This is a genomic window from Gordonia terrae, assembly GCF_051789125.1.
Classification (GTDB): Bacteria; Actinomycetota; Actinomycetes; order Mycobacteriales; family Mycobacteriaceae; genus Gordonia; species Gordonia terrae_A.
This window is the reverse complement of sequence record NZ_CP196526.1, coordinates 59,417-73,667: the sequence shown is the minus strand read 5'-3', so window position 1 is coordinate 73,667 and position 14,251 is coordinate 59,417. Positions and strand designations below refer to the sequence as shown.

Sequence of the window (14,251 nt, the reverse complement as noted above, 5' to 3'; positions counted from 1 at the left end):
GGTCAGCGGCGACGGTCCTGTGACGGCGGCACACCATATCGCTTGCGATAAGCCGAAGCGAACCGGCTCGGGCTCGAAAATCCCCATCGCGCAGCCACTTCGGACACAGTGCTGACACTGTCCGGCGAGGTGAGCTCGGTGTGCGCACGGTCGAGCCGGATGTCCTGCAGGGCACGGGTCGGGCTCGACCCGACGTGTTCGGCGAACCCCTCCTGCAGACGGCGCAGGCTCGTCCCGCCGAGTTCGGCCATGTCCGCCAGACGCCAGTCCCGACCGGGATCGTCGTGCAACGCGTCGAGCACCCGCTTGACCGTCCGCGGCCGCAGACCAGTGCCTGCGTCCGGAGGCGACACCGCGAGCAGGAAGGCACTGCTGATCGCACTCGCGAGTTGGGGTCCGACAAGCGGATTGGACAACAGATCCGCTGGCTCACGGATCTGGGCCGACAGTGCGCGCACGAGTGCAAACCACGCCTGTTGATCGCGTCCGGAGAGATCGATCTGATCCGGCAGCACCAACGTCGACCGCAACGCCGACGCCCGCACCCGATCGGCCTCACGCTCCAGGTACTCGGCGTCGAACTTCACCCCGACCACGTCGCAGTCGGCCGACCACCTGGTGATGACCGAAGGACGACCGGCGGTGAACACGGTGGCCTTGCCCTGCTCGGATGTCGTGCGAACCGAACCCGCGCGGGAATCGAGAACGCCCCGGATCGGGATGTTGACCTCGTACGCCCCCGGATAGTCACACGCGATGGACACGTCGGTCCCCCAGTTGAGCCGGCCGATGGTGACCGGACCCAGTTCGACCGTCTGCAGCATCAGTTCCAACCGGTCGGGCGCCGAGAGGGCGGTCAGTTCGTGCGGGAAGTACACCTCTTCGACGGCCCGATGCGCCGTCTCCCAGTCCTTCGTGTGGGTACCGCTTCGCGTGGACATCGTTCTTCCTCGTGCTCCGGTCCGGGTCCGCCGGGGTGTGCCGACCCCCTGATTCAACCGGTGATCCATGCCACTCGCCAGCAATGCCGAGATCGCACTCACATTTGCCGCGGGATGCGTACCGGGATCGCGCTTCGCGTATCGCCCCGGGACGGGCCGATCCCTAATGTCGCCAGACACCACACATCACCAATCACCAATCACCAATCACCAATCACCAATCACCACGACCGCAACACCTCGAGGAGACGACGATGACCAGCACACTCTCGTGGATCGACGACATCACGATGACCGAGCTCGAACGCAATCCGTATCCGGTATACAAGCGGCTGCGGGCCGAGTCGCCCCTCGCCTATGTGCCGGTCCTCGGATCGTTTGTGGCCACCACCGCCGACATCTGCCGGTCGATCGCCACCAGCCCGGACTTCGAGGCGGTGATCACCAAGGCCGGTGGACGCACCTTTGGCCATCCCGCGGTGATCGGCGTCAACGGGCACATCCATGAGGACCTGCGTTCGATGGTCGACCCCGCGCTGCAACCCCAGGAGGTCGACCGGTGGATCGACGACCTGGTCCGGCCCATCGCGCGCCGCTACCTTCGCGACTTCGAGGACACCGGGCATGCCGAACTCGTCGCGCAGTACTGCGAACCGGTCAGTGTCCGTGCACTAGGTGACCTGCTCGGCCTGCAGTCGGTGAGCTCGGACAAGCTGCGGGAGTGGTTCCACAAACTGTCGAACTCGTTCACCAACGCCGGAGTCGACGAGAACGGTGAGTTCACCAACCCCGAGGGTTTCGCCGAGGCCGACGACGCCAAGCTCGAAATCCAGTCCATTGTCAACCCACTGATCGACAACTGGATCGAGAACCCCGACGACAGCGCGATCTCACACTGGCTGCACGACGGCATGCCCGAGGGCCGGACGCGCGACCGCGACTACATCTATCCGACCCTGTACGTCTACCTGCTCGGCGCGATGCAGGAGCCCGGACATGCGATGGCCTCGACGCTGGTCGGCCTGTTCACTCGCCCTGACCAGTTGGAGCAGGTCGTCGACGAACCCGGTCTGATCCCGCGCGCCATCTCCGAGGGAATGCGGTGGACCTCGCCCATCTGGTCGGCGACGGCTCGCATCAGCACCAGGGACGTGGAGGTCGCCGGCGTCGAGTTGCCGGAGGGTTCGGTGGTGCTGATGTCGTACGGGTCGGCCAATCACGACGACTCCATCTACGAGGCCCCGTCCGAGTACGACATCACCCGGCCACCACTGCCGCACCTGGCTTTCGGCGCAGGCACTCACGCCTGCGCGGGCATCTATTTCGCCAACCACGTCTGCCGGATCGGGCTCGAGGAGTTGTTCGAATCGATTCCGAACCTCGAACGCGACCACAACAGCGACGTCGAGTTCTGGGGCTGGGGATTTCGAGGTCCGACCTCGCTGCACACGGTGTGGGAGGTGTGACAATGCCGGATTCTCCCGCCTTCACCGTCCAGGCCGGCCGTTCCTCCGTGCCCTGCGGGACCGGACAGAAGATGCTCGACGCATTCCTGCGGAACGGGGTCTGGATCCCCAACTCCTGCAATCAGGGCACGTGTGGCACCTGCAAGGTGCGCGTCCTCGGGGGGACGGTGGACTCACCACCGGTCGATGACTGCGTACTGTCCACCGCCGAACAGGATCAGGGCTATGTGCTGTCCTGTCAGTCGACCCCGACCTCCGACGTCATCGTGGAACCGCCCGCACAGGAGGCGGGCACGCGTCAGCACGTCCTGCGGGACCTCGCCGGAACCGTCAGCAGCATGACAAAAGTCGCCGACGACACCGTCGCGGCGACAGTGCTGCTCGACGACCCGCTCGAGTTCACCGCGGGCCAATACGTTGAATTGTCGATACCGGGCACCGACCAGACGCGTCCCTATTCGATGGCCAACCCGCCCAGTCGATCCGACGAACTCGAGTTCCACATCCGCCGCCAGCCCGACGGCTTGGCCACCGACGGGTGGATCTTCGCCTCACTGAGCGTCGGGGCATCGGTCACCCTGACCGGCCCTTGGGGCGACTTCTGTTACGAACCCGCCGATTCCGGCATCGGCCTGGTACTTCTCGCCGGCGGCACGGGTCTCGCGCCGCTCAAGTCGATCGCCAGGACCGCGCTCGACCTCGAGCCCACCCGGGAGATCCACGTCTACCACGGCGTGCGTACCCAGGCTGAGCTCTACGACGTCGACTTCTGGCGCGCACTGTCGACCGAGCACCCCAACCTCCGGTACACGCCATGCCTGAGCCGCGAACCGTGGTCCGGACGCACCGGATATGTCGGTGACGCGCTGATGGAGGATTTCGAGTCCTGCCGAAACCACGCGGCTTACCTCTGCGGCCCGCCCGCGATGGTCGAAGCGGGAGTCAAGGCACTCAAACGCAAGCGCATGCCTCCGCGTCGCATCAAACGGGAAAAGTACACGCCCGCAGCCACATTGGTGTCGATCTGAACCTGCCGCTCAGGCGACGTCCTCGATGTCGGCTGCCGAGGCACCGGAGATGATGTCGAGGACGCGCGGGTACTCGGCGGCGTCGGATGACACCACCGAGCCGTGGTTGCCGCCCTCGATCAGCACGGCCTCCGCCTCACCCCCCTGCTCGACGACGGCGTCGACGTAACGTTGCGAATTGACCGGCGACACCATCCGATCGGCCGTTCCGTGGACCGCGACGACGGGTGTGTCCGGATCGATGTTCTGGATGGGATCGACCATCGTGTAGCGCTGCGGGATCTGCCGCGGCGTACCGCCGAGTGCCGTCACGATGCGGTCGTCACCGTGGGTCGCCGCGTAGACCATGTCGAGGGGCCCGGCGAGGGACACGACCCGGGTGGGACGGAAGACCGGTCGTGCGCCGACCTCGTCGTCGTCCAGTTTGTGCCGGGTGCCGCCCCAGACGGCGAGCTGCGCTCCGGCGCTGTGCCCGACCACGAGCTCGTCATCGGTGTCGATCTGCGGGAACTCCCGATCGACCACGGCCACGTGGTCGAGTGCGGAGGCGACGTCTCGGAACGTCGTCGGCCATCCGCCTCCCGAGCCGACTCGCCGGTACTCGATGTTGTAGACGGCCATGCCCCGGCCGGCGAGGTCCTGCGCGAGCGGTTCGAAGATGTCCGCGCCCAGCGCACTCTGCCACGCGCCGCCGTGGATCAGGACGACAAGCGGGATCGAATCGACTCGCTGCTCCCCCGCCGGCAGATACAGCTCCGCCCAATTCTGTTCGGAGTCACCGCCGTCCGGCGTCGGATAGTCGAAGTGATGCACGCTCACCTCGTCGAGGTACTCGGCGGCCGGCGCCGGACTGCTCGACGTGGCGGCCGGCGCGCCCGATCCGGCATCGCCGCACGCGGTCACCCCCGCCACCAGCACGGCGAGGAGTGCCGTCATCCGCCGTCGCCGAACGACAGTCCTCGCCACCGCGGGCGATCTCACCGAACGCTCAGCGGTACCGGCGTGATCGACGGACCGCTGCGCACGGTCGCGAGGATCGGACCCCAACCCGTCCAGAGGTTCACCGGCACGGCGACCGTCGCGTCGGCCGGCAGCGTGATCACCGACGGGCTGACCGCCGTCCGATCGGTGAACGTGTCACTGCGCTCGACCGAGAGCCGCAACCGCTGGGCCCGGCCCTCGGATCGGACACTCACACCGGTCGGCGTGGTCCCGAGGGACACGGCAGACCCCGGACCGACCGCCAGCTGCGTCGTCTCGGTCGACAGCGACCGGAGCGAGTTCTCGGTCGCCACCGCGAATTCCGCGGTCGACAGTGCCGACGAGCTCACGCGGAGACCGTGGCGTATCGGATCGACATCGATCGCGGCCACCGCGCCCGCGGGCACCTCGAGGTCGCCCAGAGCCGCAGCACCGCCGGCGCTCAGCACCGTCGCATTGATGTCCGCGGTGCGGCCGGCTTCGACGCCGTCGACGACGAGCCGGAAGGTGCGTCCGGCAGGCACCGTGAACGTCGCAGAGTTGTCGTTGTTGAAATGGACCTTCTTGTCGACGCCCGCGATGGCGCGGCCGGCGAGGTCGGTCACGCGCACGTCCCAGTCGACGTCGCCGGCACCCCGTGCGCCGCCGTTGGTGTCCGACACCATGACCACCGTCTCGTCGTTGCGCAGATCCGGGTCCTGGTGGCGGGCCAGAATCGGCGCCAACGGGACCAGCATCATCCTGTTCTTCGGCGAACCCTGGAAGAGCAGGGTGGGCTCAGCGGGATTGGTGGCCGTCGAGTAGTACCAGCTGTTGGCGGCCGGGTCGGCCACGATCATCTTCTCGACACCCGGGAAGTTGTTGTCGTACACGACGATGCCGCGCTTTCCCTGTCCGAGGTCGCGGATGGCGATCGGGTTGATCGCATGTCCGGCGGACTGCTCCTCGTCGGTGTAGATCGCGAGAACGTAGTTGTCGTTGCGCGCCCACGCGGACCTCAGTTGCGACAACCCCTGCGTGACCGTGACCTCTGACTGGACGAGGTCGGTGGGAGGGAAGCCCTGCGTGATGAACATGCGGGCGATGAGCTCGTCGAGCGGCGCCGACGGCCGGATGCCGTAGACGGACTGCCAGGGCAACGCGAGCGGGAACGGGCTGAGTCGTCTGGTCGAGTACAAGCCGGCGAGCGCGGCCATGCCGAAACAGTGCCCTCCCGTCATCGAGTCGTTGAACTCGTCCTGCAGGAGTTCGGCGACGGTCGTCGGCGAGCACACGCCGAGCACGACGCGTGCGCAGACCTCGTCACCGAAGACGGCACGCATCCCGTCGATCGACAGGCCCCGCGTGTGCTCGGGGGTGTTGGGTCCCCAGTTCTCGAACGAGAACCCGTCCCGCTTGACCTGGAAGTCCGATCGTGCGACCACCTTGCCGGACTGCGGGTTCACCACGGGCGCGGCGTCGGAAGTGCCCGCTGCGACGAACGAGAAGGTCGTCGCCAGCGTCAGTACGAGAAGGGCTGCCGACAGGCGGATCGACCGGTGAGAGCGGTCTTTACCTATGCGCATTGCTGAACATTAGCGGGACAAACGGACTTCCTGAACAAATCCTGAGACAATAGGAGTCGCATTTCTGGTGTTGTCCCAGAATTGTCGGTCGGCTCCCAGAATCACCGGTCAGCTCACGCCAATGACCGCATGTACGCCATCACGACATCCCAGTCCTCGTATCTGGGTTGCGTGAAGAAGATGTGCTCACCCTTGAACTCCTTGACGCCGTGCATCTCCCGGTCATCGATGATGTAGTCGCCGCTGTTCAGATTCTTGTGATGGGACAGAATCAATCGTTTGTAGGCCGGCGAGTCCTCGTCACCGCCGATGTATTTCTTCACCCAGAGCAGTTTGTCGGTCCAGGCGCTCGGGTTCTCCCAGGGTGCGGTGGACAAGATGTAGGTGTCGAACAGTCCGGACAGCTCCCGGAAGGCCTCGATCGCCCCGGGCAGCGGGTCCATCAGGGCGAAGATGCCCGGAACGTGGTCGTAGTGCCCCGCGTACTTCTCGCGGTCCTCCGCGCTCAGCCGGTCGACCCCGGACTGGAAGTCGACGAGGGTGTTGTCCATGTCGACGTAGAGGACCTTCTTCTTCGGCAACGGATTCTCCGCTGCCCGACCGGTGTCGATCGTCGAGGTCACGCTGACCGCCTTTCCCTGCCGGCGTGTCATTGACGCCACCGACCTGAGTACCACCTGGCGTCAGGACGGTGTCTGCCGGGCCAGCGTCCGTCGTGCGATCCGCGCGACCGCCTCGTCGATCAGGCGGCCGGCGCTGTCGGTCGCCGCGGCGCCACCCGCGGCGTCGAAGGCGGTCAGGATGTCGCGCGCGGAGGCGACCTCGGCGTCGGTCGGCGCCATCCCCGCACGGGCGGGGGCGATCTGTCGCGGGTGGATGCAGGCGCGGCCGAGGAAGCCGAGAGCGGTCAGCCGCCGGGTCTCGTCGGCGAAGCCGTCCGGGTCGTCGATGACCGGCGACGCCGCGCCGAGCGGCGGCCTGATCCGCGCGGCCGCCGACGCGGCGACCACCTGCGAACGTGCCCACAGCAGTTCGTTGCCGAGCACGGAGGTGACACCGAGGTCGGCGGCGAGATCGACCTCGCCGATCTGGACGAAGTCGACCCGTGGTCCGGCCGCGATCGCCGCCGCGTCCAAGAGTCCCGCCCCGGTCTCGATCAGCGGCGACACCGGTGTGCGGGGTCGTCCCCCCTCGGCCTCGAGCTCGGCCAGGATCGCGTCCACCCGGTCGAGCGTCGCGGCGTCGTCGACCTTCGGCAGCCAGATGCCGTCGGCGCCGGCTCGCACCGCCATGGTCAGGTCGTCGAGGAGCTCGGCTCCCGGGTTGACCCGCACCCAGACGGGCACGCCGTCCCGGTCGCGGTTCTCCAGCCACCCGCCCACGGCGATGCGGGCCGTGTCCTTGGCCCACACCGGCACCGCGTCCTCGAGGTCGAGGACAACGGCGTCGGCCCCGGATCCGACCGCCTTGTCGAAGCGCTCGGGCCGGTCACCCGGGACGTACAGGAAGACCAGGGCCTGCGTCATCCGACCGTGACGGTGCCGTTGACGAGCGCCTTGGCGATGACGGTCCGCATGATGTCGTTGGTGCCCTCACCGATCGACATCAGCGGGGCGTCACGGTAGTAGCGCTCCACGTTGAACTCGGTCGAGTAGCCGTATCCGCCGTGAATACGCATCGCCTCGAGACTCGCGGTGATCGCGGTCTCGGAGGCGAAGTACTTGGCCATGCCGGCCTCGCCGTCGACGCGGGCCCCCGAATCCGCCTTGGCCGCAGCCCAGTACGTCATCAGGCGAGCGGCCTGCAGCTGGGTGGCGATGTCGGCGAGCTTGAGCTGGATCGCCTGGAAGTCCGAGATCGGCTTGCCGAAGGCGGTCCGCTCCCGCGAGTAGTTCAGCGCCGCGTCGTACGACGCCTGCGCGATACCGACACTGCGTCCGGCGATGTTGAGGCGACCGATCTCCAGGCCCGAGAGCGCCTGCTGCATACCGCGGCCCTCGACGCCGCCGAGCAATGTCGACTGCGGGACGCGCAGCTCGTCGAGGAAGATCTCGCAGGACTCGGTGCCCTTGTAGCCGAGCTTGCCCAGATCGCGCTGGACCTCGAACCCGGGGGTGGTGGTGTCCACCAGCAGAATGCTCATGCCCTTGTGGGCAGGCGACGTCGACGGGTCCGTTTTCACCAGCACCGGAAGCACATTCGCGTGACGTGCATTGGTGATCCAGGTCTTGGTCCCGCGGATGACGTAGTCGTCGCCCTCGCGGGTCGCGGTCGTCTTGATGCCCTGCAGGTCGGTGCCCGCCCCCGGTTCGGTGAGGCCGATGCCGGTGCGGCATTCACCGCTCGCCAGGCGGGGCAGCCACTGTTGCTTCTGGTCCTCGGTGCCGTGCCGGGCGATCATCCAGCACGCCAGGTTGTGGCTGCCCAGGATTCCGGCGATACCCATCCAGCCGCGGGCCAGCTCCTCGTAGACGAGTGTGAACGACACCATGTCGAGTTCGAGTCCGCCGTATTGCTCGGGGGTGGTGATCCCGAAGAGCCCCATGTCGCGCAGGCGCGCGACGATCTCCGTGGGATAGCGACCGGTGCGCTCCCACTCGTTGGCGACCGGGATGATCTCCTTGTCGACGAGCCGGCGCAGGGCGGCGCGGAAGTCGCGCTGTTCCTCATTGAAGCTGAAATCCATTGTGATCCTTGCTCTCAGGCGTGACCGAACGGGTTCGCGACGGCAAACCCGCGTCGAGGTGGGCGTGGTGTGTGTCAGCCGGCGGCGACGATGGCCGTCGCGAGGGTGGTGATCGGTACGACCGACGACGCGTCCTGGAGACCGAACACCGCGTCGACGAGGTCGTCGGACGCGGCGCCTCCACCGCTGTTCCCGCGGAACTTCGCGGCCACGGCGGCATCGTCCATCGGCCGGCCCGAAGTGCCTCGGCTGCACGGTACTTCGCCGACGATCCGGGTGCCGTCGTCGAAGGTGATGACCGCCCGGCCGGCGGCGTCGGCAGCCGGGCGGCCATCGGGCACGGTGGTGACCTCGACGAGTCCCGCGGTGGTAGCGACCTCGGGGCGCACGATCGAGTCCGAGGCGTAGGTGTCGACGGTGACAGCACCGTCGTGCACGAGCGCGGCGACGCTCCAGGGCAGGTCGAACTTGGCGTCGTAGACGCTGCGCGGGCTGCGGGTACCGGTGCCCGGGCCACAGACGATCTCGACGCTGTCGGGGTGTACGTCGACGGCGATACCCGCGATGTGCGAGGCGGCCACGTCGCGCCCCTGTTCGCTCGCGACGGCGAGTGCTGCGCCGACCGCGTCGAGCGCGGCATGCATCAGCTGGCAACTCGGGTACGGTTTGATTCCGATACCAGCGCTCTCCCAGCGGGTTCCGAGGTCGGCCACGATGAGGTCGGGGTCGACGTCGCGATCGGCCAGGGCGCGGTACAGACCGCGACGGCCTTCGAGCACCGACTCGGGTCCGCTGGCACCAGCCACCGCGAGCCGCGCCGCCACGACACCGCTGAAGCCCGCGTTGCCGGGGTGCAGCGTCTTGGTGTTCGCGCCGGTGTCGAGGAACTCCAGGAGTCCTCCCGACGACGACGCGGCGATCCCGATCGCGTTGGTGAGTACATCGGCTCCGGCGCCGTAGAGCAACCCGGCGGCGACGGCACCGGCGAGCGGACCGACGACAGCGGTCGCGTGCAGACCGCGCGCATGGAACCCGTGGGGCGCGGCCGCGCCGAGACGACACGCGACCTCCAGCCCGGCCACCAACGCGACCACGGCTTCGGTGCCGGTCGCGCCGACCTCCTCGGCGACCGCCAGCACCGCCGGGGCCACGACCGTGGTCGGGTGCACCAGCGCACCGGCGTGCGTGTCGTCGAAGTCCAGGGTATGCATCAGCACGCCGTTGGCGAACGCCGCCGCGGGAGCCGAGATCGCCTCGGAATCCCCGAGGGGATGAGCCTGCGCGGGACCGCCGAGCCCGCGGGCCACCGTCAACCCCGGACCACCCTGGTCGAGGCGCCGGGCCCCGATGCCGTTGCCGACGCCGTCGAGCAGATGGCGAAGCGCGGCGCGGCGGGTGCTCTCGGGGATGGCGTCGACGCTCAGGCCGGCAGCCCAGGTCGCGAGCCGGCGGGCGGTCACGACGAGGCCTGTTCGACGGCGCCGAAAGCGCCACCGTCGACGAGACCCCGGACGTCATCCGCGCTGTAGCCCAGCAGACCCATCACCTCGTCGAAGTTCTCGTTGCGATGCGGTGCCCGACGATACTCGGTCTTGTCGGTCCCGAAACGCACCGGCGACGTCACCTGCCGCACCTCGCCCCACACCTCGTGTTCGGTGGTGGCGATGAGGCCGCGAGCGAGCGTGTGCTCCTCGGTGAGCGCCTGCTCGACGTCGTTGATCGGGCCGGTGGGAACCCCCGCTTCGGTCAGCAAGGACACCCAGTGATCCACGGTCGACTCGGCGAACCGCTTCTCCAGGATCGGCAGCAGCTCGTCCTTGTGCTGTCCACGCGCGGCGAAGTCGGTGAACCGCGGGTCGTCGAGCAACTCCGCCAGCCCGATGGCTTCGGCGAGACGCACCCAGAACTTCTCCTTGGCGCAGCCGACGACGAACCAGCCGTCGGCGGCCTCGAACGCCTGGAACGGCACCAGCGACGGGTGCGCCGAGTTCTTGGTGCGGCCCGGACGATAACCGGCGTTGAGGTGCCACGCGGCCGGGTAGGTGAGCATGGAGACCGCGGTGTCGTACAGCGACACATCGCAATCCCCGCCGATCCCGTCGCGTCGCGCGGCGTGCAGGCCGGCCATGAGACTCAGGGCGGCGACGAATCCGCCGGAGAAATCCACCAGGGACAGACCGGATTTCGTGGGCGGCCCATCGGGGTCTCCGGTCAGGTCCATCCAACCGGCCAGACCCTGCAGGATGTAGTCGTAACCGGGCTGGCTGGCGCGTGGACCGGTCATGCCGAAGCCGGTGAGGCTGCAGCAGACGATCGCTGGATTGAGGTGTTTGAGATCGTCGTAGGTGATCTTGATCTTCGCCGGGACATCCCCGCGCAGATTGGAGTAGACCGCGTCGCTGGTCCGCACGAGGTCCTCGAACACCCGGCGGCCGCCGGGGGTCGCGAGATCCAGTGAGAGACTGCGCTTGTTGCGATTGAAGGCCTCGAAGAAGAGCGAGTCCTCACCCGAGTTGTACGGCGGGACATACCTTCCGACGTCACCGCCGGACTGTGGCTCCTCGATCTTCAACACGTCGGCACCGAGATCGGCGAGGTGGACGCTGCCGAACGGGCCGGCGCCGTACTGCTCGATGGCGATGATGCGGACGTCCTCGAGCGGCTTCATCCGACACTCCCCTCGCTGGACGCGGTGCGCTCGGTCAGCTCGGTGAGCTCGGTCAGCTCGGTCAGCGAGGGTGCCTTGACCTCGGGGAAGTAGTTCTGCCCGATCCCGCTCTCACGCGTCGCCACCATCACCGAACGCTTCCAGGAGATGACGACCTCGCCGTCCTGGTTGATCCCGCGGGTGACCATCGACACGATCCCCGCGTAGGGACGCGACTGGGACATGCGCAGGTCGGTGCAGATGCTCTCGGCGTAGATGGTGTCGCCGACGTAGACCGGGTGGGCCAGTTTGACGTCGGTGAACTGCAGGTTCGCCACCGCGTTCTGGCTCATGTCGATGACCGAGAGTCCGAGCACCAGCGCGATGGTCAGACCCGAGTTCACGATGACCTTGCCGTCGGTGATGGGATTCGTCGCGGCGAGGTGGGCGTTGAAGTGGTTCTGGTTGGTGTTCATCGACAGGCACGTGATCCATGCGTTGTCGGTGTCGGTGATGGTGCGGCCCATCGGGTGTTGGTAGACGTCGCCCACGACGTAGTCCTCGAAGAAGCGTCCGAGAGTGGCGGGATGGGTGGTCAATGGTCCTCCTCAGGGTGCGGCGTCGTGGAGAGCAGCCGACGAGCCGTGACGCGGACCACCATAAACATCTGATCTTTCGGTTGTCAAGGTGCGGCCCAACCTGGCGATACCCCGAATTTACATCCAGGTGTTGCCGAAACCATCCGATGTATTGCATGATGCTCCGGAGCGCAGCTATGGCTCAGATCACTCCCGTCATCGGGTGCGAACACTGCCGAAGACGTCGGGGTGACGGCATGGACAGAGGAAGCGAGTTTCGATGAAGCGAATCGGCGTGGATGTGGGCGGCACGTTCACCGACCTGGTCCTGTGGGACGACGACGGGACGGTCACGGTGCACAAGACGCCGTCGACCAACCACGATCCCTCGATCGGCACGATGGACGGGATCGGGGTGCTCGCCGAACGCGCGGGCATCGACGTCGCCGACATCGAGATGTTCTTCCACGGCACCACCGTGGCCACCAACATCGTGCTGGAGCACAACGGCAGCGACGTCGGCATGATCACCACCGACGGCTTCCGGGACATCCTGCACATCGCGCGTAAGAAGCGCCCCCTGAACTACTCGAACTATCAGGATCTTCCCTGGCAGAAGTGGCAGCTCGTGCCCCGCCGCAACCGGCGCACGGTCGCCGAGCGGATGGATGCGGCCGGCAACGTGCTGACGCCGCTCGACGAGGACGCCGTCCGGCGCGAGGTCGCCCTGCTGCGTGAACGCGGGGTCGAGGCCATCGCGGTCGCCTTCCTGCACGCGTACCGCAACCCGACGCACGAGCAGCGCGTGCGTGACATCATCGCCGAGGAGTACCCCGGGGTCTTCGTCTCGCTCTCCAGTGACGTCGCGTCGCAGTACCGCGAATACGAGCGCTTCTCCACCACGGCCCTCAACGCCTTCGTCGGTCCCAAGACCTCCCGTTACATCGAGAACCTCGCCGGCAAGGCGAAGGACGCCCGGGTCGGCGAGGACGTGCATCTCATGACCTCCGCCGGCGGTCTCGTCACGTCCCGCAGCGCGAGTGAGGTGCCCGTCTCGCTGCTGACCAGCGGCGTCGTCGCCGGTCTGCTCGGCGGCTGCTTCATCGGCAAGGCGTCGGGATACCCCAGTGTCATCACGCTCGACGTCGGCGGTACGTCGGCCGACATCGGTGTCGCACCCGACGGCAAGCTCCGCATGAAGCACCTGCTCGACACCCGGATCGGCGACTACCACGCAATGGTCCCGATGGCCGAGGTCGACACCATCGGTGCCGGCGGCGGCTCGATCGCCAGCATCGACGAGGGCGGCATGTTCCGCGTCGGACCGCGCAGCGCCGGGGCCATGCCCGGACCGGCCTGTTACAACCGCGGCGGCACCGAGCCCACCTCGACCGACGCGATGGTCGTCATGGGCTGGCTCCGCGAGGACAGCTTCCTGTCGGGAACCATGGAGGTCAAGACCGAACTCGCCACCGAGGCCGTCCAGACCCACATCGCCGACAAACTCGGCGCCGACATCGAACACGCCGCGATGGGTATCTTCCAGATCCTCGCGCACTCGATGACCGAGGCCATCTCGCTGCACTCGGTACGCAAAGGCTATGACCCGCGTGAGTTCTCGCTGGTCGCCGAGGGCGGCGCCGGCCCCCTGTACGCATGGCAGATCGCCGAGCACCTCGGCATCCCCCGCGTCATCGTCCCGGGCCATCCCGGCATCACCTCCGCGGTCGGACTGCTGACCACCGACGTCCGCTACGAGGTGCCCACGACGGTGTGGACCTCGTCGGCCGATCCCGATCTCGAACTGCTGCGCCGGGAGATGGACCGCCTCGCCGAGCAGGCGGTCGCCCAGTTGCAGGCCGACGGCATCGCCGACGACGACATCACGCTCGAGCGCAGCGTCGACTGTCGTTATGTCGGACAGGGTTACGAGCTGCGCGTGCCCGCACCATCCGGTGAGATCACCGCCGAGTGGGTCGAGCAGACCGCGGCCGCCTTCCACGAGGTCCACGGCCGCACCTACTCTCAGCGTTTCGACGACACGCCGGTTCAGCTGGTCAACATCCGCGTGACCGGTGTCGGCGCCGTCGAGCACATCCGTATCTCCGAGATCTCCAAGGGCGACGCGGACGCCTCATCCGCGATCAAGGCCACCACGCGGGCGCTCTTCTGGAAGAACGACTCGGCCGATCCGGAATGGGTCGACACACCCATCTACGATCGCGCTCTGTTCGAGGCGGGCAACACCTTCGAGGGTCCGGCCATCGTGCAGCAGTTCGATTCGACGACCATCGTCGGCATCGGACAGAAGGCCACGGTCGACGCCGTCGGTCACATCATCATCGAGAGGAGCGCCTGA

Annotated in this window: 12 protein-coding genes; 3 read left to right on the top strand and 9 right to left on the bottom strand. The window is 67.3% G+C overall.

Annotated elements, in window-relative coordinates:
* Positions 1 to 2: 2 nt before the first annotated feature.
* Complete coding sequence (locus ACSUZC_RS00370; RefSeq protein ID WP_439030977.1) at positions 3 to 941, bottom strand: AraC family transcriptional regulator; 939 nt, start codon at positions 939 to 941, stop codon at positions 3 to 5.
* Between the two features lie 254 nt (positions 942 to 1,195).
* Between ACSUZC_RS00370 and ACSUZC_RS00365 the strand changes: the two genes are divergently transcribed.
* A complete protein-coding gene (locus ACSUZC_RS00365) occupies positions 1,196 to 2,407 on the top strand; it encodes a cytochrome P450 (RefSeq protein WP_439030976.1) in 1,212 nt (403 codons plus the stop codon).
* A 2-nt stretch (positions 2,408 to 2,409) separates the two neighbouring features.
* Positions 2,410 to 3,435, top strand: coding sequence for a 2Fe-2S iron-sulfur cluster-binding protein (locus tag ACSUZC_RS00360; RefSeq protein ID WP_439030975.1), 1,026 nt, complete (start codon positions 2,410 to 2,412; stop codon positions 3,433 to 3,435).
* A gap of 9 nt (positions 3,436 to 3,444) precedes the next feature.
* On the opposite strand, the gene ACSUZC_RS00355 is transcribed toward ACSUZC_RS00360, so the two are convergent.
* The 8 genes from ACSUZC_RS00355 to ACSUZC_RS00320 all read right to left on the bottom strand — a co-directional run bounded on the left by ACSUZC_RS00355 (position 3,445) and on the right by ACSUZC_RS00320 (position 11,913).
* The gene (locus ACSUZC_RS00355; protein ID WP_439030974.1) at positions 3,445 to 4,371 is read right to left on the bottom strand and encodes an alpha/beta hydrolase family protein; all 927 of its coding nucleotides are present in this window, start codon (positions 4,369 to 4,371) and stop codon (positions 3,445 to 3,447) included.
* Between the two features lie 41 nt (positions 4,372 to 4,412).
* Positions 4,413 to 5,981, bottom strand: coding sequence for a hypothetical protein (locus tag ACSUZC_RS00350; protein ID WP_439030973.1), 1,569 nt, complete (start codon positions 5,979 to 5,981; stop codon positions 4,413 to 4,415).
* 113 nt (positions 5,982 to 6,094) lie between these two features.
* Positions 6,095 to 6,532 carry a 5' nucleotidase, NT5C type gene (locus ACSUZC_RS00345; RefSeq protein WP_439033222.1) on the bottom strand — a complete coding sequence of 146 codons (438 nt, stop codon included), beginning with the start codon at positions 6,530 to 6,532 and terminating at the stop codon, positions 6,095 to 6,097.
* Positions 6,533 to 6,664: 132 nt separating this feature from the next.
* The gene (locus tag ACSUZC_RS00340) at positions 6,665 to 7,507 is read right to left on the bottom strand and encodes an HpcH/HpaI aldolase/citrate lyase family protein (RefSeq protein ID WP_439030972.1); all 843 of its coding nucleotides are present in this window, start codon (positions 7,505 to 7,507) and stop codon (positions 6,665 to 6,667) included.
* Positions 7,504 to 8,667 (bottom strand): acyl-CoA dehydrogenase family protein, encoded by a 1,164-nt coding sequence (locus ACSUZC_RS00335; RefSeq protein WP_439030971.1) that lies wholly within the window; start codon positions 8,665 to 8,667, stop codon positions 7,504 to 7,506. The genes ACSUZC_RS00340 and ACSUZC_RS00335 overlap by 4 nt, the downstream gene beginning before the upstream one ends.
* Before the next feature lie 74 nt (positions 8,668 to 8,741).
* A complete protein-coding gene (locus ACSUZC_RS00330; RefSeq protein ID WP_439030970.1) occupies positions 8,742 to 10,127 on the bottom strand; it encodes an MmgE/PrpD family protein in 1,386 nt (461 codons plus the stop codon).
* The gene (locus ACSUZC_RS00325) at positions 10,124 to 11,335 is read right to left on the bottom strand and encodes a CaiB/BaiF CoA transferase family protein (protein WP_439030969.1); all 1,212 of its coding nucleotides are present in this window, start codon (positions 11,333 to 11,335) and stop codon (positions 10,124 to 10,126) included. Before ACSUZC_RS00325 ends, ACSUZC_RS00330 begins: the two co-directional genes overlap by 4 nt.
* Entirely contained in the window at positions 11,332 to 11,913 is a 582-nt protein-coding gene (locus tag ACSUZC_RS00320; protein ID WP_439030968.1) for a MaoC family dehydratase, read from the bottom strand. The genes ACSUZC_RS00325 and ACSUZC_RS00320 overlap by 4 nt, the downstream gene beginning before the upstream one ends.
* 259 nt (positions 11,914 to 12,172) lie before the next feature.
* Between ACSUZC_RS00320 and ACSUZC_RS00315 the strand changes: the two genes are divergently transcribed.
* Positions 12,173 to 14,251 carry a hydantoinase/oxoprolinase family protein gene (locus ACSUZC_RS00315; protein WP_439030967.1) on the top strand — a complete coding sequence of 693 codons (2,079 nt, stop codon included), beginning with the start codon at positions 12,173 to 12,175 and terminating at the stop codon, positions 14,249 to 14,251.

Bases quoted from the DNA above. Each gene is read 5' to 3' on its own strand.
- ACSUZC_RS00370 (WP_439030977.1), bottom strand. From the start codon at position 941: ATGTCCACGCGAAGCGGTACCCACACGAAGGACTGGGAGACGGCGCAT.
- ACSUZC_RS00365 (WP_439030976.1), top strand. From the start codon at position 1,196: ATGACCAGCACACTCTCGTGGATCGACGACATCACGATGACCGAGCTC.
- ACSUZC_RS00360 (WP_439030975.1), top strand. From the start codon at position 2,410: ATGCCGGATTCTCCCGCCTTCACCGTCCAGGCCGGCCGTTCCTCCGTG.
- ACSUZC_RS00355 (WP_439030974.1), bottom strand. From the start codon at position 4,371: ATGACGGCACTCCTCGCCGTGCTGGTGGCGGGGGTGACCGCGTGCGGC.
- ACSUZC_RS00350 (WP_439030973.1), bottom strand. From the start codon at position 5,981: ATGCGCATAGGTAAAGACCGCTCTCACCGGTCGATCCGCCTGTCGGCA.
- ACSUZC_RS00345 (WP_439033222.1), bottom strand. From the start codon at position 6,532: ATGGACAACACCCTCGTCGACTTCCAGTCCGGGGTCGACCGGCTGAGC.
- ACSUZC_RS00340 (WP_439030972.1), bottom strand. From the start codon at position 7,507: ATGACGCAGGCCCTGGTCTTCCTGTACGTCCCGGGTGACCGGCCCGAG.
- ACSUZC_RS00335 (WP_439030971.1), bottom strand. From the start codon at position 8,667: ATGGATTTCAGCTTCAATGAGGAACAGCGCGACTTCCGCGCCGCCCTG.
- ACSUZC_RS00325 (WP_439030969.1), bottom strand. From the start codon at position 11,335: ATGAAGCCGCTCGAGGACGTCCGCATCATCGCCATCGAGCAGTACGGC.
- ACSUZC_RS00315 (WP_439030967.1), top strand. From the start codon at position 12,173: ATGAAGCGAATCGGCGTGGATGTGGGCGGCACGTTCACCGACCTGGTC.